Source organism: Nostoc sp. WHI (assembly GCF_015714725.1).
Taxonomy (GTDB): Bacteria; Cyanobacteriota; Cyanobacteriia; order Cyanobacteriales; family Nostocaceae; genus Nostoc.
This window is the reverse complement of sequence record NZ_WBKM01000290.1, coordinates 1-23,322: the sequence shown is the minus strand read 5'-3', so window position 1 is coordinate 23,322 and position 23,322 is coordinate 1. Positions and strand designations below refer to the sequence as shown.

16 protein-coding genes and 1 pseudogene are annotated in these 23,322 nt (G+C 40.8%); 5 read left to right on the top strand and 12 right to left on the bottom strand.

Going from position 1 to position 23,322, the window contains the following annotated elements:
• Nucleotides 1–23: 23 nt before the first annotated feature.
• On the top strand, nucleotides 24–1,028 hold the full coding sequence (locus F8S12_RS29630; protein ID WP_196519838.1) for a transaldolase: 1,005 nt from the start codon (nucleotides 24–26) through the stop codon (nucleotides 1,026–1,028).
• A 77-nt stretch (nucleotides 1,029–1,105) separates the two neighbouring features.
• Here F8S12_RS29630 and F8S12_RS29625 read toward each other — a convergent pair whose 3' ends face one another.
• The 3 genes from F8S12_RS29625 to gyrA form a co-directional block, all read right to left on the bottom strand.
• Nucleotides 1,106–1,498 (bottom strand): hypothetical protein, encoded by a 393-nt coding sequence (locus tag F8S12_RS29625; RefSeq protein ID WP_196519837.1) that lies wholly within the window; start codon nucleotides 1,496–1,498, stop codon nucleotides 1,106–1,108.
• A 790-nt stretch (nucleotides 1,499–2,288) separates the two neighbouring features.
• Nucleotides 2,289–3,980: an apolipoprotein N-acyltransferase gene (gene lnt / locus F8S12_RS29620; protein ID WP_196519836.1), complete on the bottom strand. Its 1,692-nt coding sequence runs from the start codon at nucleotides 3,978–3,980 to the stop codon at nucleotides 2,289–2,291.
• Nucleotides 3,961–6,591, bottom strand: a complete 2,631-nt coding sequence (gyrA, locus tag F8S12_RS29615; RefSeq protein WP_196519835.1) for a DNA topoisomerase (ATP-hydrolyzing) subunit A — start codon at nucleotides 6,589–6,591, stop codon at nucleotides 3,961–3,963. The genes lnt and gyrA overlap by 20 nt, the downstream gene beginning before the upstream one ends.
• A gap of 274 nt (nucleotides 6,592–6,865) precedes the next feature.
• On the opposite strand from gyrA, the gene F8S12_RS29610 reads away from it, so the two are divergent.
• Nucleotides 6,866–7,063, top strand: a complete 198-nt coding sequence (locus F8S12_RS29610; RefSeq protein ID WP_196519834.1) for a hypothetical protein — start codon at nucleotides 6,866–6,868, stop codon at nucleotides 7,061–7,063.
• Nucleotides 7,064–7,187: 124 nt separating this feature from the next.
• Here F8S12_RS29610 and F8S12_RS29605 read toward each other — a convergent pair whose 3' ends face one another.
• The 4 genes from F8S12_RS29605 to alaS all read right to left on the bottom strand — a co-directional run bounded on the left by F8S12_RS29605 (nucleotide 7,188) and on the right by alaS (nucleotide 12,273).
• A complete protein-coding gene (locus F8S12_RS29605) occupies nucleotides 7,188–7,949 on the bottom strand; it encodes a hypothetical protein (RefSeq protein ID WP_196519833.1) in 762 nt (253 codons plus the stop codon).
• Nucleotides 7,950–7,956: 7 nt separating this feature from the next.
• Nucleotides 7,957–8,322 (bottom strand): hypothetical protein, encoded by a 366-nt coding sequence (locus tag F8S12_RS29600; protein WP_196519832.1) that lies wholly within the window; start codon nucleotides 8,320–8,322, stop codon nucleotides 7,957–7,959.
• Nucleotides 8,323–8,332: 10 nt separating this feature from the next.
• Nucleotides 8,333–9,502: a hypothetical protein gene (locus F8S12_RS29595; RefSeq protein WP_196519831.1), complete on the bottom strand. Its 1,170-nt coding sequence runs from the start codon at nucleotides 9,500–9,502 to the stop codon at nucleotides 8,333–8,335.
• A gap of 128 nt (nucleotides 9,503–9,630) precedes the next feature.
• Complete coding sequence (alaS, locus tag F8S12_RS29590; RefSeq protein WP_196519830.1) at nucleotides 9,631–12,273, bottom strand: alanine--tRNA ligase; 2,643 nt, start codon at nucleotides 12,271–12,273, stop codon at nucleotides 9,631–9,633.
• A 242-nt stretch (nucleotides 12,274–12,515) separates the two neighbouring features.
• On the opposite strand from alaS, the gene F8S12_RS29585 reads away from it, so the two are divergent.
• Together F8S12_RS29585 and F8S12_RS29580 are read left to right on the top strand one after the other, a co-directional pair.
• Nucleotides 12,516–12,716, top strand: coding sequence for a heavy-metal-associated domain-containing protein (locus F8S12_RS29585; RefSeq protein WP_196519829.1), 201 nt, complete (start codon nucleotides 12,516–12,518; stop codon nucleotides 12,714–12,716).
• Between the two features lie 959 nt (nucleotides 12,717–13,675).
• The gene (locus tag F8S12_RS29580) at nucleotides 13,676–14,701 is read left to right on the top strand and encodes a GGDEF domain-containing protein (RefSeq protein ID WP_196519843.1); all 1,026 of its coding nucleotides are present in this window, start codon (nucleotides 13,676–13,678) and stop codon (nucleotides 14,699–14,701) included.
• Between the two features lie 49 nt (nucleotides 14,702–14,750).
• Here the strand turns inward: F8S12_RS29580 and F8S12_RS29575 are convergent, their stop codons facing one another.
• Together F8S12_RS29575 and F8S12_RS29570 are read right to left on the bottom strand one after the other, a co-directional pair.
• Nucleotides 14,751–15,428, bottom strand: coding sequence for an ATP-dependent Zn protease (locus F8S12_RS29575; RefSeq protein ID WP_196519828.1), 678 nt, complete (start codon nucleotides 15,426–15,428; stop codon nucleotides 14,751–14,753).
• Between the two features lie 395 nt (nucleotides 15,429–15,823).
• Nucleotides 15,824–16,669, bottom strand: coding sequence for a GNAT family N-acetyltransferase (locus tag F8S12_RS29570; protein WP_196519827.1), 846 nt, complete (start codon nucleotides 16,667–16,669; stop codon nucleotides 15,824–15,826).
• Nucleotides 16,670–17,157: 488 nt separating this feature from the next.
• On the opposite strand from F8S12_RS29570, the gene F8S12_RS29565 reads away from it, so the two are divergent.
• A complete protein-coding gene (locus F8S12_RS29565) occupies nucleotides 17,158–18,801 on the top strand; it encodes a lipoxygenase family protein (RefSeq protein WP_196519826.1) in 1,644 nt (547 codons plus the stop codon).
• A gap of 358 nt (nucleotides 18,802–19,159) precedes the next feature.
• On the opposite strand, the gene F8S12_RS29560 is transcribed toward F8S12_RS29565, so the two are convergent.
• The 3 genes and pseudogenes from F8S12_RS29560 to F8S12_RS29550 all read right to left on the bottom strand — a co-directional run.
• A complete protein-coding gene (locus tag F8S12_RS29560) occupies nucleotides 19,160–20,923 on the bottom strand; it encodes a tetratricopeptide repeat protein (RefSeq protein ID WP_196519825.1) in 1,764 nt (587 codons plus the stop codon).
• Nucleotides 20,913–22,205: an ATP-binding protein gene (locus F8S12_RS29555; RefSeq protein ID WP_196519824.1), complete on the bottom strand. Its 1,293-nt coding sequence runs from the start codon at nucleotides 22,203–22,205 to the stop codon at nucleotides 20,913–20,915. Before F8S12_RS29555 ends, F8S12_RS29560 begins: the two co-directional genes overlap by 11 nt.
• Nucleotides 22,206–22,902: 697 nt before the next feature.
• Nucleotides 22,903–23,184: pseudogene (locus F8S12_RS29550) on the bottom strand (IS701 family transposase); the annotation flags it as partial.
• Nucleotides 23,185–23,322: the final 138 nt, after the last annotated feature.

Here is a 23,322-nt window from a genome sequence, read left to right as displayed (position 1 = left end):
AAACAAACATCACGGAGTATTCTATGTCTAAGAATTTACTGGAACAATTGCGCGAAATGACTGTTGTAGTCGCAGATACAGGCGATATTCAGGCAATTGAAAAGTTTAAACCCCAAGACGCCACCACCAATCCTTCTCTGATTACTGCGGCGGCGCAAATGGCAGGATATCAGGGAATTGTTGATCATACTTTACTCCAAGCAAAAAAAGATGCTGGAGCCGGAGCCACCGAAGCAGAGATAGTTTCTCTAGCTTTTAAGCGTTTGGCAGTTGCCTTTGGACTAAAGATTTTGCAAATTATTCCCGGTCGCGTGTCTACAGAAGTGGATGCTCGTTTATCCTACGATACTGAAGCTACCCTGACTCAGGCACGGGAACTAATTGCCCAGTATAAAGCCGCAGGGGTTGACCGCGATCGCATTTTGATTAAAATTGCTGCCACCTGGGAAGGCATTCGCGCTGCGGAAGTTCTGGAGAAAGAAGGTATTCACTGTAACCTTACACTGTTGTTTGGTATTCACCAAGCGATCGCCTGTGCAGAAGCTGGCGTTACTCTAATTTCTCCCTTCGTCGGTCGGATTCTTGACTGGCACAAAAAAGATACCGGACGCGATAGCTACCCAGCCGCCGAAGACCCAGGAGTTTTGTCTGTCACCAAAATTTACAACTACTACAAGAAATTCGGCTATAAAACCGAAGTTATGGGAGCTAGCTTCCGCAACATTGGCGAAATTACTGAACTTGCGGGTAGTGATTTGCTAACCATTTCGCCCTCACTTTTGGCTGAATTACAGGCAACTGTTGAAGAGTTGCCACGCAAACTTGACCCAGCCAAGGCAGCCAATTTGGAAATTGAAAAGATATCCATTGACAAAGCTAGTTATGACAAATTGCACGCAGCTGACCGCATGGCAACTGACAAACTAGACGAAGGCATTAAAGGTTTCACCAAGGCGCTAGAAGACCTTGAGAAACTTTTGGCAGACCGACTGGTTCGCCTTGAAGGAGAGGTAGTAGCAAGTCATTAGAACTTCATAATTTAGTGGTTAGTGGTTAGTAGAACGAGCAATAACCACTAACCATTGATTAGTTACATCAGCAGTCGTCAATACCGTCGGATATTCTGGTATCGTCTAAAGCGTTGCCGTCGTTGGATATTCTGATACCGTCCAAAGCGCTGCCGTCGTTGGATATTCTGATATCGTCCAAACCGTTGCCGTCGTTGGATATTCTGATATCGTCCAAAGCGCTGCCGTCGTTGGATATTCTGATATCGTCCAAACCGTTGCCGTCGTTGGATATTCTGATATCGTTTAAATCGCCGTTGAGCTATTAAAAGCTCTCCGGTTTTATCTACAACTGGGGTTGCCTGTGGCACAGCGCTTTGTTCACTAAGAGCATGACTCAGAGAAATATCCTTCGCTTCAGCTAATGAGGGCGGATACACAAAGGCAAATAGCAACATTGCTATTGAAGATAGCTTCCTGAAACCTTTCATATTTTTGCTTCTACTAGACTTTCGCTAATAACTATATTAAACACCTTAAAATCAACGAATCGCTTACACACTTTTTAAACTTAATTTAGTGTATAATTATAAGTTAAAATCTCAGTCTTTTGGATGATGGTAAATTTTCTTGTCCGATGTAAATAAATAGTCAGTATTTAGCAAAATGTAATTTTTTCCACATGAAAAAGTATGGTGTTTCTTAATTGAATACACTACATTTTTATTTTGAGATGGGGATGGAAAGACTTCTCTAGTAAAGGCGAGATACTGCCAAATTTTGATTTAAGGAAGTTTTAGAAACGCGAGTTTAATAAGCAAAAAAGCCTAAAAAAGGTAACTGGTAAAGATTTAAAAAAATGTCAGTTTAAAATCAGCGCAATATCGTAGATATTACACTGATTTGCTGTTGTTATAATAACGCTCAGGACTACGTTTTGTGTTGCATTTAATCAACGTTAAGAAGAAAATGAAACAACACCCTATCATAGTAGTTAGTAGCATTCGTGTCTGATACTTTATTTTTTGCCTTAATTTTTGACGGCAGAATGTAGAAGTTTTGACTGATTAACCTAGTTGGAGAACGCTAATGTCCAAAGAAAGAAAAAGTAATAAAGAAGCTAAAAAACCTAAAAAAGATCCCCAAGATAAAAAGGAGAAAAAAGACCCAAACAAATAGGACGATAGAGTTGCCACAGCGATCGCTTCCACCTTACTCAACCCTAGAGGCACTGAAAAGGGTATAATTTAGGTAGTGAAGCGATCGCTAATTGTTAGCAAATCAATTACTGATTCTTTTTATACCGCTACCCCAAATTACCAGCCAAGCTCCTCCAGAGAATATCAACAACAACGGTGTTAACCAATCACCCCAGCGCACATATAAAGTTTGCGTTTGTCGCCGATAAATTATTTCAGCATGAGTTTCGTAGGTATTATATCCAGATATCCACAAAGTTCTGCCGTGAGGATCTACAAAGGCTGAATATCCCGTATTAGTTGCCCGTGCTGACCATCGATCAGTTTCAATTGCCCGCATTATATCCTGTGCATGGTGCTGAAGTGGCATAGATGCACTGTAATGAGCATCATTAGAAGAACTAAGGATAAATTGCCCACCCGCCGCAGCTTGACGGCGAAATTGTTCAGGAAAAGCAGATTCATAACATATACTAGCGATCGCACGACCAAAAGGAGTGTCAAATAGCTGATTTGCTGAACCAGGAACTTGGTGTGCCTCCAAAGGCGATAAGCGCTGAACTATTCCGCCTAAAATTTCTTCAAAAGGAATATATTCTCCCAGAGGTACCAGTTTAGCTTTATCGTAGCGGCTGGTAATTTCACCTTTACTGTTGAAAGTAAACAAACTAATTGTATAACTGTCTCCCCGTTCGCCAAAAGCTCCAATCCAAGCAACTACGCCTTTTTCCTTAATGGCTGCGACTAAAGCAGTTCCCAGCAAGTCACGCTGAAAAATAGGTAAAGCTCCTTCTGGGGTCAGGACTGCATCTACACCTTGATTTGCTAAAGTTATATATCCATTGGTGTAATTTTCTTGGGCGCGACGAAACCCTTCGGAACTTCGTAAAAGTCGGTTCGGGATATTACCCTGAATAATCCCTACTTTTAAGGCTGCTTCTGGTGGTTGAGCGATCGGACGGGTATATAAGATAAAACCAATCAGGTGTAATGTAATTAATAGTCCGGTAGCAATAGCTAAATATTGATTAACAAACCGCTTTCGCACAGCGTCTTGTAAAGAAAAGACAACAGAAATTTTCTCTGCATTCTCTGCGTCTCTGCGGTTCGTCCACGCTTCCGCAATTAAGCCATTAACGGCAACTATTGCCGCCGTCACAGTATTAGCCCCAGAGAGTTGACCGAGGTGTAGAATAACGAGATTATACGGACTTTGTGTGTAAGCAAGGGAACTCCACCACAGAGGACCGGCACTCCATAGACTCTCTAAACCACACCAAACGGCTGTACCAATCAGTACACGTAGCCACGGCTTTTGCCCACCCAGCCGAACCATCACAGCCGCCCAAATAGCAACGAATACCCCTCCCAAGATACTGATAAATCCCCAACAAAAAAGAGTGATTGCCAAACTCGGCAACCACGGAACGCCCAACCAAGTCATCGGATGGATTCCCGTAATCCAGGACAGGGCGACACCGTGATAAGCGATACCCCAGGCGAAGCCATTTTGGATTTTGGATTTTGGACTTCGACTTCTCTCCGAGACGCTACGCGAACGCTCAGTCGAACGATTTTGGATTGAGTTAGGATTTTGGATTGAGTTAGAATTAACAACCAAGACCCAGAGGGGGGTTAGAGCGAACCAAGCTAAAAACCATGCACCTACAGGGGCGACGGTTAGCCCCATTAAAATGCCGCTAGCAAAGGCAATCAAGTAAGGGAGTAAGGCGGTTAACCTCTCCCCCTGCTTTTTATTCAGCTTCTTCTGCATCGACAGCATCAGGTGGAACTATTGCCACTCCGGTAATAGCGTCATCTTCATCTAAACGCTGCACTCTAACTCCAGTTGCCGATCGCGATTGGATAGAAATCGCATTCACTGCTTGACGAATGATAATACCACGATTTGTTACCATCATGATTTCATCGTCATCGTTGTTGACAATGCGTAAGGTTGCCAACTTATCTTTATTTTTGCGGTTTTTGAACTTGGTTGCCATTAAACCCTGACCAGCACGATTTTGCAGCCGGAACTGGGCAACTGGTACGCGCTTGCCATATCCTCCCATTGTAATTACCAACACCCAAGGGCCAATACTGGCGTTGCTAGGAACTTCTGCCGATTCTTCATTAATTTCGATATCTTCTGTTTCGATTGCCTCGATTACTTCGATTACTTCTGTTTCGATGATTTCGATATCTTCAATTTCGACTTCTGTTTCTGTATCCAAAGTTGCAAGAATTGCTGCGGGGAGAATATCCATACCCACCAATTCGTCTTTATTTTTCAGCTTCATGGCTTTCACCCCACGAGTCGCCCTACTTAAAGGACGCAATTGTTCGTGGTTGCACCGGAAGTTTATCGCCATCCCGTTACGAGAACCAATGATTACACTGTCTTCTACTCTGGCACGTCGCACCCACCGGAGTTGGTCGCCTTCTTCTAAGGAAATCGCAATCAAGCCATTGGCGCGAATGTGGCTAAACGCTGCCAATTCGGTTTTCTTGATATTGCCGCCCTTGGTGAGCATAACCAAATATTCTTGGTTGCTAAACTCGTCAACAGGTACAATGGAGGTAATTTTTTCCTCTTTGGGAATCGGTAGCATTTGGACGATTGGTGTGCCGCGACTAGTACGCGAACTGACTGGAATTTGATACGCTCTTAGGCAGTAAACGACACCACGCTCGCTAAAGAATAAAATACTATCGTGATCGCAGCAAGTCAAAAAATGCTCAACGGTATCATCATCTTTCACTTTGGCTGCGGCTTTACCTCTGGTAGCACGGCTTTGCGCTTCAAAGGTGTTGACTGGCATCCGTTTGATGTAACCTTGCTCTGTAACCAAAATGATCGCTTTTTCATTGGCAATTAGGTCACGGTCATCTAATTCCCCTTCCCCTGGTAAAATCACCGTGCGGCGGGGTGTGGCGAAGCTAGTTTTTAGTTGCGCGACTTCGGTTTCAATGATTTCCAGCACCCTCTCCCGCCGTGCCAAAATATCTTGCAAGTCAGTAATTTTCGTTTGTAATTCATCGTGTTCCAGACGAATTTTGTCTGCTTCTAAGGCAGTCAAACGCCGTAATTGCATCTGCAAAATCGCATCTGCTTGCACTTCCGAGAGTCCGTAAGTTGTGATTAATTCGCCTTTAGCTGTGGGCGCATCTGGTGCATGGCGAATCAAGACAATAATCGGATCTAATTGCGAAAGGGCAATCAATAACCCTTGCAATAAATGGTCGCGTTCTTCAGCTTTTCGCAGTTCGTAGCGGGTGCGTCTGATAATGGATTCGATGCGGAAATCTAAAAAGACGCTTAAGAACTGCTTGAGGGTAAGTACTTGGGGTTCGCTATTCACCAACGCCAGCATATTCGCGCCAAAGTTGGCTTGCAGTGGCGTTTGTTTGTAGAGGTTGTTTAAAACGACGCGGGGATAGGCATCGCGCTTGAGTTCGATTACAACTCGCATCCCGTCGCGATCGCTTTCATCCCGGATATCTGCAATCCCTTCTAGACGCTTTTCGTTCACCATTTCGGCGATTTTTTCAATCAACGCCGCTTTGTTGGTTTGATAGGGCAATTCGGTGATGATAATTGCTTCTCTATCTGGTCGTCCTCGCTGTTCAACGGTTTCAATGTTAGCTACACCACGCATGGTAATTGAACCCCGCCCGGTGGTGTAAGCTTCTCGAATGCCAGATGTCCCCAAAATCTGCGCCCCAGTGGGAAAATCGGGGCCTTGGACATACTGCATTAACTCCAGATCGGTGATTTCTGGATTGTGAATCACAGCCACCAAAGCATCAATCAATTCGCCCAAATTGTGGGGGGGAATGTTGGTTGCCATGCCCACGGCAATTCCAGAGGAACCGTTGAGCAATAACTGGGGAATCCGGGCTGGTAAAACTGTCGGTTCTTGCTGAGAACCGTCGAAGTTATCGGCAAAGTCTACGGTTTCTAATTCGATGTCGTGCAGTAGACCGGCACTGGTTAAAGCTTGCAAGCGACATTCTGTGTACCGCATTGCGGCTGGTGGATCGTTGTCTACCGAACCGAAGTTACCATGCCCGTTAACTAAGGGCGATCGCATGGAAAAATCCTGTGCCATCCGCACCAGGGCATCATACACTGCCGTGTCGCCGTGGGGGTGATATTTACCTAGCACTTCCCCTACTACACGGGCGCATTTCTTGAAGGGGCGATCGTGGAGCAGACCTAGCTCGTGCATTGCGTAGAGAATACGACGATGCACAGGTTTTAGACCATCCCTGGCATCTGGCAGCGCCCGACCCACTATCACGCTCATGGCGTATTCCAGATAAGACTGCGACATTTCGGTTCGCAAGTCTATCGGGATAATCCTCTCCTGTGAGGTTGTCATAACCTAAAAATCTCCAAAAACCGTAGATTTTAGCTTTCTTACTCAATAAAGCGCAAAATTATTCTAAATTGCTCTTGAATAATTGCCATAATTTGATACAATTCTAGCATAATATTGCCTTATTTTGTTTGGATAGCTAACTCAAGCTTCTTAGTCGATGCTCCAAGTTGTAATTTTGAGTTCCCTGAAATGGAAATAGTAATTTAAGTCTCAAGATAGTGTCTACTTCCCACAATAAAATCTAAGCTTGGCGTAGAAGTTTGGGGAAAGAGTTATGAATAAGGAAACAGTTCCTAGTCAAGCTGAAAAGTCGAATCCAGAAGGTGATGAATCACAATTAAGTCCAGAGGTACTGGACAAAATCAAACACCCTCCGAAAATTGACGATGTTATTCGGGAGCAATCACCAGAAGAACGTAAAAGTAATCCAGCTTTAGTACCGGAAATGATTGATGAACCAAATGATGAATGAGCAGGTTCATTAAACGTCAGTTTGGTTATTTCAGGAATATTAAGAAGTAACTTATTTCGGGTTAGTGCGATCGCTTCTCATGTAGCTTGGATGAAGCGATCGCGAAAATTATTATCCTAATCTGCTAACTCTCAGAAGGATACAACGTTTTCAAATGAGCGGGTAAATCTATTTCATGAAATTGTTCAACAGGTGTAGTAGGAAGCCCACTTAATTCTGATAAATCTCTAATTTTTCTGGTTAATACTTCAATTAAAGTTCCATTTTTGGTTAATTCAAATAAATCTTCTTTCTCTAAAACTACTACGATTTTATTTGTTCTAGCATGAAAAACTATCTGGCGAAGTCTGCAATCACTAACGGCTCTTTGCCTTATGCTATTTCGTTTAGGAAAGCCCGATGCTCCATTTAATGTAACGAAAATTCCTAGACCTGCACCTCTCAAATTGTGTTCTATTATACTACATAATCTAGCAAATTGCTTGTCTTCTAAAGGAGCTTTGGTAGCTTTTGCTTCAATTACTATATTTCTATTTTCCCATTCAATATATAAAGTTTTACACACTACTTTCCAATCAATATCATCTCCGCTTACTAACAAATCATATTGACGTCCTGCGGATTGAAAGCTTTTAAGACTTTGTACGCCTTTTAGACCTTTAAACAATAAAAGTACAATCTGTTCTAGTAGTTTGCCTGCCTCCTGTGTTTGTTTGGATTTGGGGGTTTCTAATTCTATATATATTTTAAGTTTGTCTAAATATTCACAAAGTTTATCATCTGCTTTATACAAATAAGAAGCTAATTTATTTAATGCTGGATCTCCTGACTTCAGCAGTTCCATTGCTTTAATCATATTGTCAACAAGTTCGTCGTTACTTTCCATGACTCAATCAAATAAATTCAATTGATTGCTTAGATATCGCCATAAGATCAAACGATAACTCATCATAATTTTCTACAATGCTTTCACAATGGGGACAAGTCCAAGGTAAATCAGGAAACCCTATACCGTAAGGAATTGCACCCGCAGGAACATGTGGCTCACAATTATGATATATGAGAAGCTTCATTTCACAGAGTCCTTCTGCTTCAAGAACCGCCAAGATAGCAATGGCATCAGAGTATTCTATACCCAATAGTACAGCAAGTTGATGCGGCATTGCGTTTGTCGATGCCGTCATAAAATGCCTGCTCAGTTCTGGCTTGTGATGGTCAGACAAAAAGCCCAAACGCTCTTTGTAGATTAAGCTAGCCATTGTCTTAGCCTTAAAGTCCAAGTTCTCTCAGCAGAAACTCAAGAACACGAGTACTACCCCCATAATACCCTGAATGGCACTTGGAGTGTTGAAGAGAATCTTGGGTTTTAGAGTTAGGCTTGAGTCCAAAATAGCAGTGTGCTTTGATGATCGGCTTTAATTTCACTTCTTTTAATATCTCTGTTTCTATTTCATTTGGCATTAATTCTCTATCTAGTTCAAACGTTTCTATTTCATTTGCTATTAATTCCCTATCTAGTTCAAATTCATAAGATTTAGTACCCCAATCTTTGATTAAGGTAAATAAAATTGCATCTTCAACATTGCTTATTTTTTCCGGATCACCAGACAAGCCAAGTATACTTAAAACAGAATGAGCTAATTTTTGTGACAGAGCTTGTAATCCTCTAACATCAATTTCTTGAATTCCAGAACTATGAGCATTTATAAAAAGCCCAGAAGCTTCTGCTCGAATCCTTAAATGTTTCCATTTATAACGAACACCATTTATTGATTTATTTAAATATTTATCCCACATATCATGCAGAACAAGCTGATGGAGATTAGGATGTGTCCACTGAGCTTGGCAATGATTAGCTAATTCATCAAAAAACCCAGGAATATGATTCCAGAAAGGGAATTGAGTACGTTGTTCTATGTGTTCATCGACTGTTGAGCTATAGGTAAATCCATCCCAGGATAAAGCTAAGTAATCTTCGTCTACCTCAGCAATCACAGACCAGCGAATATAGCGTTCATCTAATTGGCTAGCAGTTCCAGATCCTCGACGAACATAATCGACAATTCTATAAGTTCGGATATACCATTTTTTCTTGGGTTGATTCGGTTCCTGAATTGGTCCGTACCAACCATCCTGACCAAATTCTTGTAACAAAGATGCAGAAGAATTTAGGTTAAGTGTACGATCGCACATACCTATTTTCAAACTCAACCATGTTCTTGCCTGTTTCACATATGCAAGTAATATTTCATCTGAAGTAAGCTTACCTTTTTCAAGTGCATTGGCTATATGTACTGCTAATTCTGCTTTTTTAAGCTTACCTGTTCCTGATAAAATAAGCCGGAGGGTTTCAACAGTAAACTCATTACTAGATAGAAATTGTACACAGAATTCCTTACCTGGAGGAAAACCATGATCAACAAAAACCTTAATACTCATAAACTATTGCTCAAGATGTTGTGTCGATGCACTTGAAAGGTTGTTAAGAAAAGAGCATAGCAAAAAGTATCTACGCTTAAGCCATTTATAATAGGGCAGACAAAACGTCCGCCCCTCAAAAAATACAATTAACCCAGCGCGGATTGTAACTCACTTTGCGCTTGTGCTAATGCTTCTGGTAATTTACTCGCATCGCGTCCACCGGCTTGTGCTAAATTCGGTCTTCCACCGCCGCCGCCACCGCAGATTTTAGCGATCGCACCTACAAATTTACCAGCTTGCAAACCCTTTTTGTTCACTTCTGAACTAAAAGCTGCAACTATGCTAACTTTCCCTTCTTCAGGAACAGAACCCAGCACCACCGCACCATTACCCAGTTTTTGCAGCAACCGTTCGGCTGCACTTTTCAATGATTCTGGATCAACATCGTCTAATTGAGCGACGATAATTTTATAATCGCCTACAGATTCGGCTGTTTGTAGTAAGCTATCAGATTTTGCGATCGCTAACTGTGCCTTCAAGGTTTCTAATTCTTTCTGGCTATTTCTAAGTTCGCTTTGCAGACTTGTAATTCTGTCTGGTAATTCTTCAGGTTTAACTTTAAAGCGATCGCTCAAATCTTTAACTACTTTATCTCGAAGATTGAGATAATCTAATATTGCTGGCCCCGAAACAGCTTCAATCCGCCGCACCCCAGAAGCTACGCCAGCCTCCGAGATAATCTTAAATATGCCAATTTCAGCAGTATTACTGACATGAGTCCCACCGCACAGTTCCATTGACACGCTAGGGAAGTCAATCACCCGCACTTCTTCTCCGTATTTTTCCCCAAACATGGCAACAGCACCCCTAGCTTTCGCCTCTGCTAAGGGTAATACTTCTATCTTTGCAATATGTGCTTCGGCAATCCAAGTGTTTACCTGTTCCTCAATTTGTTGAACTTCCTCGGCTGTCAACGCACGCGGACAGTTGAAGTCAAAGCGCAATCTATCAAAGGAAACCAGAGAACCAGCTTGAGATATGCCATCATCAACAATTTTTTTCAACGCTGCTTGCAATAGGTGCGTTGCAGTATGGTTAGCTTGGGCGCGACGACGACAAGCCGGATCAATTTGGGCGGTGACGGTATCACCTACGCGTAGTGTCCCGCGTTCAATGCGTCCGAAGTGAACGAAAAAATCAGATTCTTTCTTCACATCTTCCACCCGAACAACAATACCATCACCAGAAATATAACCGCGATCGCCGATTTGTCCCCCGGATTCAGCATAAAATGGCGTTTGGTCGAGGACAATTTGCACCTCTGTTCCTGCTTCTACTTGCTCTTGAGAAACACCACTCACTAGTAAAACTTCAATTTTCGCCGTTGTTGTTGTTTCGGTATAACCGATAAACTCTGTGACGTGGATATGTTCTGCTAATTTATCTAGAGAACCTTGCACAGTTAAATCGATGGTTTCGTGTGCTGCTTTAGCACGTTCCACCTGCTTCTGCATTTCAGCATCAAATCCCACTTCATCGACTGTCAGATTATTTTCCTCGGCGATTTCTTGAGTAAGTTCAAGAGGAAAACCATAGGTGTCATAAAGAGCAAAAGCACTTTCACCGCTAATTTGAGCGTTTCCTTGCTGTTTCACCTCTTCGATGATTTCTTCTAAAAGTTTTTCGCCTCGATCCAAAGTTCTGAGAAAATTAGATTCTTCCCGTTCCAATTCAGCTTTAATTGCCGCTTCTCGCTGACGCACATTGGGGTAAGCTGATTCTGAAAGAGCGATCGCAGTTTCGGCAACTTGGGTAGTAAATTCGCCAGGAATCCCAATTAATCGCCCATGACGCACCACCCGCCGAATTAATCGCCGCAGCACATAACCCCGTCCCACGTTGGAGGCGCGAATTTCATCGGCGATCATGTGGACGACAGCACGAACGTGATCGCCAATGACTTTTAAGGAAGTTTTAGTTTTTTCATCACTTTTGTGGTAATCAATGCCAGCAATTTGGGCTGCTGTTTGAATAATTGGGAAAATTAGGTCACTTTCGTAATTATTGGGGACTTTTTGCAGGATTTGCGCCATTCTATCCAAACCCATCCCGGTGTCGATGTTCTTGTTTTGCAGTGGCGTTAAATTGCCAGAAACATCCCGGTTATATTGCATGAAGACGAGGTTATAAAACTCAATAAACCGGGAATCGTCTTCTAAATCTATATTTTCGTCGCCGCGTTCTGGGTGGAAGTCGTAATAAATCTCTGAACAAGGGCCACAGGGGCCAGTCGGGCCAGATACCCAAAAGTTATCGTCTGCACCCAGGCGTTTAATTCTCGCTACCGATACCCCGATTTGATCGCGCCAAATCTCAAAGGCTTGATCATCATCTTCAAAAACGCTGACGACGAGGTTGTTTGGGGAAAAGCCAAAGACTTGTGTGGAGATTTCCCAACCCCAAGCGATCGCTTGTTCTTTAAAATAATCACCAAAGCTGAAATTGCCCAGCATTTCAAAGAACGTTTGATGGCGTTTGGTGCGTCCAACGTTTTCGATATCGTTGGTGCGAATACACTTTTGGGAAGTCGTAGCCCGCTTAAATTCTGGTGTGCGCTGCCCTAAGAATATCGGCTTAAATGGTAGCATCCCCGCGATCGTCAGCAGCACGGTTGGGTCTTCTGGCACGAGGGATGCACTTGGGAGAATTTGGTGCCCCCGTTGGGCAAAGAAGTCGAGAAATATGTTGCGAATTTCGTTACCGCTTAGGTACTGGGGATTTGAAGACATGGGTGTTTAACTTTCTTTTAACTTTTGACTTCTGCCTACCTGCCTGCACTAAGTGTATTTCCATAAGCAGCTTTACATATTATTTTTGCATTTTGTTTCATATTAGTACTAGCCAACTGTGCCAGTCGGTGAGTTATATGCAGTAATTATAATGTTCTTACTCTGGTAGGATGACCAATCGTATTTTGACGGTTAAAATTAGTCCTTAAGGAATAGTTGAAGATTTCACGTTGAGGTAACAAATGGCACTAAAGCTAAAAGTATCAAATATTGCTTGTGAAGGATGTGCAGAAACAATTACAGAATCTATCCACGTTATGGCACCTGACGCTAAAGTGGATGTCGATGTTAATGCTAAAACTGTCACGGTAGAATCCGCAGCTTCTGAGGATTCAATCAAACAAGTAATTGTTGCGGCTGGTTACACTGTTGAAGGCTATTGATCTGATTTAGGATTTACGCACTGTATAAATGAATCATCTTGTAGATTAGCATAGGGCAGATTGCAAGGAAAGTGAAGTACCAAGCTTAGTCTCAAAGCTAGGTATAAAGCGTGTTTTACTTCTGAATTCTGAATTCTGCTGTAAATGGGTTGTTTCAGTCTTTTACAGACCGTCCTTTGTTAGTTGCTCCGGCGTAGCCCGCACTTTGGCTTCGCTCAGTAACCACCGCAAGCATCATAAAGTGAAACTTTACCTAGATTATGAACTTTTTACTTTATAAACTCGGTCTGCAATTGTAAGGTATGTTAGTGCTAAAAAGCTACTTTCCATTGTAGGAGAGAATTTTACTGTCTATTCTATTCCCGTTGTTTCTGCAATTCAACCCTAAGTTGATCCTTGCTCAAAACAAATTTCTTAAATAAAAAGGCTTAAATGTTCGATTGAAAATAAACTTTTTCATTCAATGAAAGAGTTTATTATTTATCTACTTTATGCTAAATTTAGCTGTCCAAATTATAGTTATTAAAAATGACTTATTTTGATAATTCCTTCAAAAAAACAATATAAACTACAGCAATAACTTTTATGGGTAAAAATAATATTCAGTACTTTTACTGATTTAAAAATATTTTGTAAAGAGGACATTAGTTGTCAAAAGAGGAGGTTTAAGAAACTGTATTAGTAAATATAGCGGTTTCCAATCAGATGCGGTACAAGATTATATTGCGAGGTTTAGGGACACGGCAGTGCTGTGTCCCTACGGATGTACCTAACGTAAACGAGACCGCTATATAAAGTTTTAAGAGGAGATTAAAGTTGGAAACTTATTGTAGATTTAGCGTAAAAAATCATATATAAAGAAATATGACTTAGCCTCAAACAACATATTTAGTATTAGGCAACAATAACAGCAACTTGTAGGAAGTTAATCTATTTAAAATATGATAAAAAATGAAGCAATGAATATTTCTATTTTGGTCTTTGGAAAGAATAATTTTATCGCCACCCTTCTAGATCAGATTCGTGATATGGCTGATTTTAATATAGAAGTTATAGACAATTTCAATCAGGTCGTGTCGTGGATTGAAATAACGCCCCCTGATATCATACTTGTGCAGGCTAGCCTGGATGGCAGTATGGAACTGTGCGGTTGGTTGAAAGACCAGACAAAGTTATCTTGTATACACTGTATTCTCTTCGATGATCGTCCAGGGCAGCTTAATGATAGAAATATGTATAGTTGGCAAAGGGAATTGGAGATGAGTGCTGCGGCATTAGAGCAAGGAGCCGATGCTTATATTTGGCATATTATTGAAGAAAGAACAGACCATAGCTTGGCAGAGTTGACCGCCAACAACAGCCTAATACTTGCTCAATTAATTGTTGGCTTGCGGAAAGCGCAAAAATACCGAGATTTGATTCGGGCAAATGATGTGTTATCAGCGATCGCCTTCGCCGATTCCTTGACAGAATTAAATAATCGTCGTGCTTTAGAATGGGACTTACCCAGACAAATTCAAAGAGCTAAGATTCAAAAGACTTCCCTGAGTTTGATTTTTCTGGATATAGATCATTTCAAGAAAGTTAACGATACTCACGGACATGTAGTAGGCGATCGCCTCTTGCAGATGTTTTGTAAGCGTCTGCAAAAGAATCTGCGGTGTCAAGACACAGCATTCCGCTATGGTGGCGATGAATTTGTGCTTCTTCTGGGTAACACTACCAATGACGAAGCACTAGTCGTGGCCTCTCGTCTCAATCGCATAATCAGCGACGAACCATTTGTACTCAGCAATAAACTGGCAATTAATATCACAATTAGCTTGGGTGCAGCCTGTTTGTCAGATCAAGATGATCATCAAGGAGAGAGTCTGCTGCATCGTGCCGATCAATATCTGCTACAGGCTAAAACTGCTGGGCGTAATCAGATTATTGGCTCGAATTATTTATCTCGTGTCCCGCACCTAAAAGCTATTTCTTATTAAAAGTAGGCATGGGGCATTGTGTGGATGAGGAGGACAAGGGAGATAATTCCTAACTCCTAACTCCTAACTCAGCATGACAATCTTCTACCGAAGTACGTTGTCGCATGGCATTAACTAAAGCCTGGTAGCTAGACCAATTTTCTTGCAGTAAGGTTTTTGCTTGGAGGGCATGAAATCGTAGTTTCTGCTGATAAACAGATTCAGAAAAACCCAAAACTGTCAAGACTCCTATAAGCTTGTTTTTATCATCAGATCCACCCTCAGCATTATTAAAAACTAGGGTTTCAGCAGCAATACCCGCCATCCAAACAGTGCAGTAGCGGTCTAGCATTGGGGCACTGATTTTACCGACTTCTAGTTGAGATGCTAATTCGCCATCATCGAAGGTAACGCCGCCTTGCCCAGGTTGCCCCTGCTTCCAGGCTTCCCAAGCACTGAGTGTGTAACCGGTAATAGGAATACCCAGCAGGTAAGCAACCAAGAAATGCCCTGCTTCGTGGTGGACGATGCGATCGCGGTGTTCACTTGAAAAACCAGCAATCCAATCTAAAAATAAAGTACCACCCTTGCCTTGAAAGCTAAAACTATCAAAAGTCGCTATGCCTAAAATAGCAAAAGTAGCGATCGCTGGTACTGTTGGCGACAAGTTCAAGAATGGCCCTAATAATACCGATAAGGTGATGAGAAAGATAGATATTGCAACTAAATTTAGGTTAGTCTTGCTCATTGAGAGTTTTCTGAAATCTGCTTAAATCTTTCTTTATTATGAGGCAATGTCTACGACCGACGTATATGCAGCTTAGTTTTTGTATGAAGCTGATTGTAGCGATCGCTAGCCAAAAGATCCCTTTCAACTGCTGACTTTTCGATTCTAGAAAAACAACTCGCAGCCTAAAAACAACAAAAACGCGCGTTAATGCAACAACTAAACTAGATCAGCCCCTTACCCCTAAAAGTAAAATAAAATTATCCTCCACTTAAACCCCATCATGGCGATCGCAGAACTCGAACAACAACTCCTACAGCTTTCCCCCAACGATAAACTGTATATTATCCAACTCCTTGCCCAAAGCCTAACCAAACACAACACCCACCCAGACGAAGCCACCAAACTCTCAGATTCTAACCTAGTTCCAAACTTGTCACAGCAAAGACGCGATTAATAGGTAAATTAGGAATTTCTTTAGTATACATCCGAGCAGTTTGAGAGACTGGCTGCAATAGGTAACGTTGAACTAGTTCAATCGCTTGTATATTTGTATCCGGCACATCAAAAAACACTGGAGCATGAGGATTTTGTGCAAGCAAGGCTTGAAATAATGCTTCAGCAATCTGTTCGTCATTAGCAAACAGTGGCCCAATCCGAAAACCTGTATGGGCAGACCGGATAACTCCGTAACCAACAAGATATCCATTTTTGATAAACCCGAAAGCAGTACTTTCTGGCTGTTCAATCCAATGTCGCAGAAACAGCGATCGCTCAGAAGGAAAAAGTTGGCAATCGTAAGCCACCAACTCTTCAAAAGGCAACGTTTTCAATTCTACGATCCCAGCAGGCACAACACCGCCACCCACCCCTTCATAACGAATATGGTTATAAGCGATTTGGAAACCAGACTTTTCGTAGTTATCTTGTTGAGCTACTACGCCATCCAAGCCGATGTTACGGTCAGCACCCAGATAGTCCATTCCTGTCTTCCAAATTTTCATGCCTAACCCCTGCCTACGAAACTGGGGTTTCACAATGTAAAAACCTAGAAAGCCGAAGTGTTGATCGTAAGCAATAGCAGAAATGCACCCCGCCGGCTCACCATTCAACTCGCCCAAGAAAAAACCGTTCTCGTCAGTTTGATAAAAAGATTCGGCATCATACCTTCCTGGATTCCAACCTTCGGTTGCTGCCCAAGTAATCGCCAAATCTATTTCCGACCTGTTCATTGGGCGGACGATAAAGTTGTCAGTGGTCATAATATCTTGTTACTGCTAGGCTGTTAACTATTTAACTTCAGTTTCGCAAATTTAGTGATAACTCTTAATATTTTTATATTCATCTCTTAGTTCAAAACTAGAAATTTTGCAGATTGCAGACAGACCATAATAAAAATTGTTAAATATTTTATTAATTTTCATTAATGTGTCAAAGTTTTATAAAATAATTTATCACATTATTGTCCTTTTAAAATAATTGTGCCAATACTTTAAAAAGGCGATCGCACTTTCTCAAGTTCAAAGGCAAGCTTGCTAAGTTAGTTAATTATATTTAAGCTGGTTAACTTACTTGTTATTATTCTTAACGTTTTTAAGCGTAAAAATAGCAAATTAATTAGAGAATAATCCGTATTGATAAATAGGTAGACATAGCTAAACGTAAAACTGCTTTTTACTTATCAGTCGGCTTGTAGCGATCGCCTAATTTTTTCATCCCCCACTTAATTAAATTACTGGCATCAAAAGTTATGAAACCATACCTTTCCCAAAATGACCCAGACCCGACAAAACGCAAATCTTTGCTAGAGCGTAAGCAAGGAGAGTATGAATTTGATCACGACTTTTTACCGCCGATAGCGATGCTCAAAGATGTCCCCTCTATAGAGAATTTTTCTACCAAGTATATTGCTGAACGGACAATAGAGACAGCAGAACTGCCGATAAATATGTTGGCCGTTAAAACCCGTTCCTTGTGGGACCCTTTAGATGAATTGCAAGACTATGAAGACTATTTTCAAGTCTTGCCTAAACCTCATGTTATTAAAACATACCAAACTGACGACTCTTTCTCTGAACAACGGCTTTGCGGGGTAAATCCTCTTGTTTTACGCCAAATTAAGGCGATGCCACCCGACTTTGCGTTTACCATCCAAGAACTACAAAATAAGTTTGGAGACTCTATCAACTTGCAAGACAAACTTGCTAAGGGAAATCTATATGTAGCTGATTACAGACCACTTGCGTTCGTGAAAGGCGGTACTTACGAGAGAGGTAAAAAGTTTCTACCAACCCCCATAGCCTTTTTCTGTTGGCGCAGTTCTGGCTTTAGCGATCGCGGTCAACTAGTACCTATTGTCATCCAAATAAATCCTACAGCCGGGAAACAGAGCCAGATGGTCACACCTTTTGATGACCCTTTAGTCTGGTTTCATGCCAAGCTTTGTGTTCAAATTGCCGATGCTAACCATCATGAAATGAGCAGCCATCTTTGCCGAACTCATTTTGTCATGGAACCCTTTGCCATTGTTACAGCCCGTCAACTAGCCGAGAATCATCCCCTCAACTTACTCCTAAAACCGCATTTCCGTTTCATGTTGGCCAATAACGAATTAGGTCGCCAGCGTTTAGTAAACAGGGGTGGCCCCGTTGACGAATTGTTAGCTGGAACTCTACAAGAGTCATTGCAAATCGTCGTCAACGCCTACGAAGAATGGAGCTTAGATCAGTTTGCTTTGCCCACTGAACTAAAAAATCGGGGTGTGGATGATGTAAATAACTTGCCTCACTATCCTTATCGAGACGATGGGATGCTATTGTGGAATGTCATTAAAAACTTTGTATCTGAATACTTGAAAATTTACTACAAAACTCCCGCAGACTTAACAGAAGACTTTGAATTGCAAGCTTGGGCACAGGAATTAGTTTCTAACTCAGGCGGACGAGTTAAGGGTGTTAGTAGTACCATCGGAACATTAGAACAATTAGTTGACATTGCGACTGCGGTCATTTTTACCTGTGGGCCGCAACACTCTGCTGTTAACTATCCGCAATATGAATACATGACTTTCATGCCCAACATGCCTCTTGCTGCTTATAAACAAATTACACCAGAAGGCACTATTCCTGACCGCAAAAACCTAATATCATATCTGCCACCGCCCAAGCAAACTGCTGATCAATTGACAGTTTTATTTATCCTGGCAGCTTACCGTTATGACAGACTAGGCTACTATGACGACAAGTTTGAAGACAAAGAGGCTCAGGATGTCATAGTTACATTTCAGCAGAATTTGAACGGAGTAGAGCGGCAAATCGAACTCAATAACAAAAGTCGCTTAATAGATTACAGCTATCTGAAACCAAGGCTTGTTACCAATAGCATCAGCGTATAACAATCTTATCAGATAGGATGTCCCCCAAATCATCCATAATAAGCAGTTTGTAGTCAGTACTTTAGTCCCCAAATTTAGGACTAAAGTACTGACTACAAACGAACATTTTTTATTCAGCTTGATTAACCAGACATGATAAATAGTCACACAAAATTAAATACATTAAATTCAAAAATCAAATCGGACTGCTATACATTGTCATTGCGAGTTCAGCAAACCGAACACTTTGTAAATCCCTTTGGACACAATACGATTCGGTTAAGACAAGAGACGCGATAAATCGCCGTCACGACGAAAGATTGATTATTGCAGAGACGGCGATTTATCGCGTCTTTCCTCAATCAACAACGCGATATTTCTAATTATTTTGCATTGCTGCGCCAAGTTTTTTGAGATTTTTACGAATAGCAACACTACGAAGATGATTAACACCCCAAACTCGTTCACAAATATCTAAAGCTTGCAGATAAAGGGGTTTTGCTTCGCTGTAGCGTCCTGTTTCACGATAGATTTCTGCTAAATTGTTGAGACTTTCGGCAACATTAGGATGATTTTCTCCCAATAGGTGCTTATCAAGTTCTAAGGCTTTTATACATAAGGGTTCCGCTTCACTATAACGCCCCTGCTCCCTGTACATATAACCAAGAGCATAGATAGTATCTGCTAAAAGCGGATGCGCCTCTTGCAATAGACGCTGCTTAAGTTCCAATGACTGTAAAAACAAAGATTCGGCTTGATTGTAGCGTCCTTGAGCGCGGTATATTAAACCTAAATTGTGCACATCTGTAGCAACATCAGGATTTTCTTCTCCCAAAAATCGCTTATCTAATTCTATTGCTTGTTGTGACAAAGGTTCAGCTTCACTGTAGCGTCCTTGATGATAATAAAGTAGTGCTAAATTATTCAATATCAGAGCAAAAGAAGGATGATTTTCGCCAAGCAGAAGTTTTTCGAGTTCTAATGATTGCAGATACAAAGGTTCTGCTTCGTCATAACGTCCTTGTTCATCATATAATAATGCCAAATTGTTGAGACTAGCGGCAACATCGGCATGATTTTCTCCCAACAGACGTTTCCTCAGTTCCAAAGCTTGTTGATAAAAGAGTTCTGCTTTACTATATTGTCCAATAGATTTGTAAAGTCCTGCCAGATTGTTAAGGCTAGTAGCGAAAGAGGGATGATTGTCTCCCAACAGGCGTTTCCTCAGTTCTAAAGCTTGTTGATATAATGGTTCGGCTTCGCTGTAGCGTCCTGTTACACGATATAATCCTGCTAAATTGTTGAAACTAGTAGCTAAATCTATCTGCAAACCTAATTCATTTTGCAATTCGATCGCCTGACGCGAATACTTTATTGCTAATTCCTGTTCTTCTTGATAATTCTGAGATTCACCCCGATCTAACCTGGTGCAGTAAATATCACCCAGCCTGGCATATAAAGTAGCTAAACTGGCGTCTTTAACTCCTCGTTCCTGTTCTACCTTCTCAATTAAACCTTGCAAATCTTGGATGGGCAAGAAAAAGTAATTATCTTTATTAGTATCTGTGCTGGCTAATTCTGTGTCTCGAAAAACAAAACGTATCGATTCTAGTTCTTTACCAGGAATAGCATTTGTCTTTTTAGAGACAAACCGGAAAACACCGTTGCACCAACTCCAAAAATCAGGAGCTTTTTTAATTAAGTTGATTAAAATTTGGTTAGTTACCCAAAGCACGATCGCAAAAGGAAATTCGCGCAATCCTTCCCTTGTCCACTGTAAGTAACCAAAAAATTTCTCCTGTTCTGATTGTTCTTTCCCCAATCTCAGAAAATAAAGTTGCTCGGCACCCGTCACAGTGATCACCCCTGGATGACGCTGACGGAGATATTCTTCTTGTTGTACCAATTGATTAAGAGCAGCTTTTAAACTCGGTTCTTGACGTGCTAAAGTCACGCGATATGGACGAAAGGTAGGTTGTAGTTCGGCTTCATACTGAGCAATAATGTCATCCCGAAAGTTAGTATCATCGCAAACCGCAATCAGTAAATTCAATCCCCGTTTTTGAGCTTCAATAGAAACAATTAAATCATCATAAGCATCTTCATTTTCTCCCCCATCCTCTGAAAATCCTTCATTTAACATTAATGGCTCCCTGTCTTCTCAAGCTTTCTATAATAATTGGATGAACATCATACCAAGTTTCCTCAGTGCGATATTCTAGAACATACAGCCCATGTAGCAAATCCAAAAATTCTGCTTGTTTGGGGTCATTGGGCATAAATTGCTCGTAAATATTTTGTAAAATATCTATATCAACTTTTCCTAACCGGATGGAAAAATCATTGCGGATTTTATTAATTGCTTGAAGTAAAATTTTATCATCAATGATAACTTTTCCTTTTGGATTTCGTCGGATCATCCGCAAACAAATGCGGCAGCATTCTTTAGAAATACGAATTAACTCTCGCAATACACCCCCACTGTAAATCACAATTTTTTCAGCAGTCTCTGGTGCTATCAATTCACTAGAAATCCGCTTTTGTAAAACTTCACTGAGAATCTTTGTTGCTTCAGGGCGAGGTTTAGCACCAAGAAAGCGATTGTTACCTTTCTCAAAAATTTTTAAGACAGGCATTGTTACAATCTGGTCGTTAGTTTCAGTAGTAATGATTGTACTGATAAATGTTTCCCGAAGTACAGAGATCGGGATAGTGTAGATAATTTGAAAGTTAGGTTGACAGAGAGCTTTAATGTTATCTCTATAAATTTCGTTAACTCTTCCTAAGTCAAGTTTATCTAAATCATCAATAATTACTAAAACGTTTTGTTTAGTTGCAGCTTGAATTAGAGCAGCAATTTCATTAATTCTGGCAACTAAATCTGATAACTTGCGTTCAAATTCTTGCTTAATTTCATCTCGAACGCTAGCATCAGCTTTTAATTTAGAACTAATCAACTTTAAGAGGTCAAAACCTATACTGGCTTCTGCCTGCAAATTTAATTCTTCAGTGCGAGTACGGGTAGCAAACCACTTATAAAGAGCTTCTTTAGTAGATTGAGGAATATCAACTTGGCGGGCTTCTGCCTCAGTCATTAAATTAACTGCGATCGCAAACAATATATTAATATGGTTAACCGCCGACATTTCAATTTTGTCAGCAATAGAGAATAGAACAACAAAATATTTATTTTGAATTTGTCTGCTAAACTCAGCTAACAAAGTGGACTTACCACATCCCCGATGTCCTGTAAAGACAATTTTGCCATCTCCATTAGGACTATCTTCCACTAATTGGTTAAGGTCTGCAATTAAATCATCACCATATTCGACTCTAAATCTTTCCATTTCGTTCTGTTCCATCAACGGAAACAGCTCGAGATTGCTGTATGCTTCTTGAAAGGAGTTTAATAATTCTTGAGACATTGGACAGTGCCATAAATATGCTAACTATTCATATAATGGCTCATGATTTTTGAAGCACAAGTTGAGGTAATGTCTAGGATAGAGTATGCCTACATAACTTCTCAAATTCCCTTAATAAATAACTACTAAGTGAGCGGTATATTATGTCTTAAAAAGAGATACTCTAATTCCCAAATTTCAACCTATCAATAAGTAACAGAGGTCAATAATTAATAAGACTGAATGATAGATTATACATTAGATAATTCAGACTGAATGATAGATTATACAGATAACATCCTGAAAGCTACTTAACACATAAATAAAATAAAATTTTCAGTTATAAAAATAAATTTTTAGTGTGCTTCGTCTCATCTCCCTCTAGCCAACGCAATAGGTAGCTGTTGTTACTATTAGTTAGTAATCTGTCAAAGAATAATTGACGAGTACATTCTTTGTAGAGACGGCGATTTATCGCGTCTCTCTAACGTGTCAGACGCGATAAATCACGTCTCTTTAACGTGTCAGTGTTTCAGACGCGATAAATCGCGTCTCTACATGAGGGCTTTCTAGCTTATCTCAAGCATATTGGGATAAAACTGGTAACTTGTGTGTACACCGTTTAGGAGAGAGGTCAAAATTGTACCTCACTAGGTCGAGAACCGCTATAGCCCTCTTCTGTCACTCTCCGGCGTTAGCAAGTAGTAACTAAGTGAAATTATCCAGAAGCATAACAAGGTTTAAATTGATTCATTTCACTAATTAATTGATTGAATCCCAGCAATAAATTAGAATTGGGGAAAATATGTATCCAGGGATAAATCAACCAAAATAGTAAGAGTGGTTGGGCAATGAGACGCAGATTATTTAAAGTATTCTTCCATCCGCATTCATGGTTCCATTGTTGATGATTAGAAAAATCAACATCACTATTTTCTTGTACCTCAGTTTCAATTTGACGAGATTTATTTAAGCCTAACAAGGCTGGAGAATTTAAACTATGGTAGCAACTGTTGGGTGAGCATCTCTTGCCAAATGTTTCAAGATTTGTAATTCTACATCCATTGCCCTATTTACCTTTCAGGGTTTTATTTTTTTATTCTTTTATTCAGAATACCCGGAAAGTGACAGAAGAGGG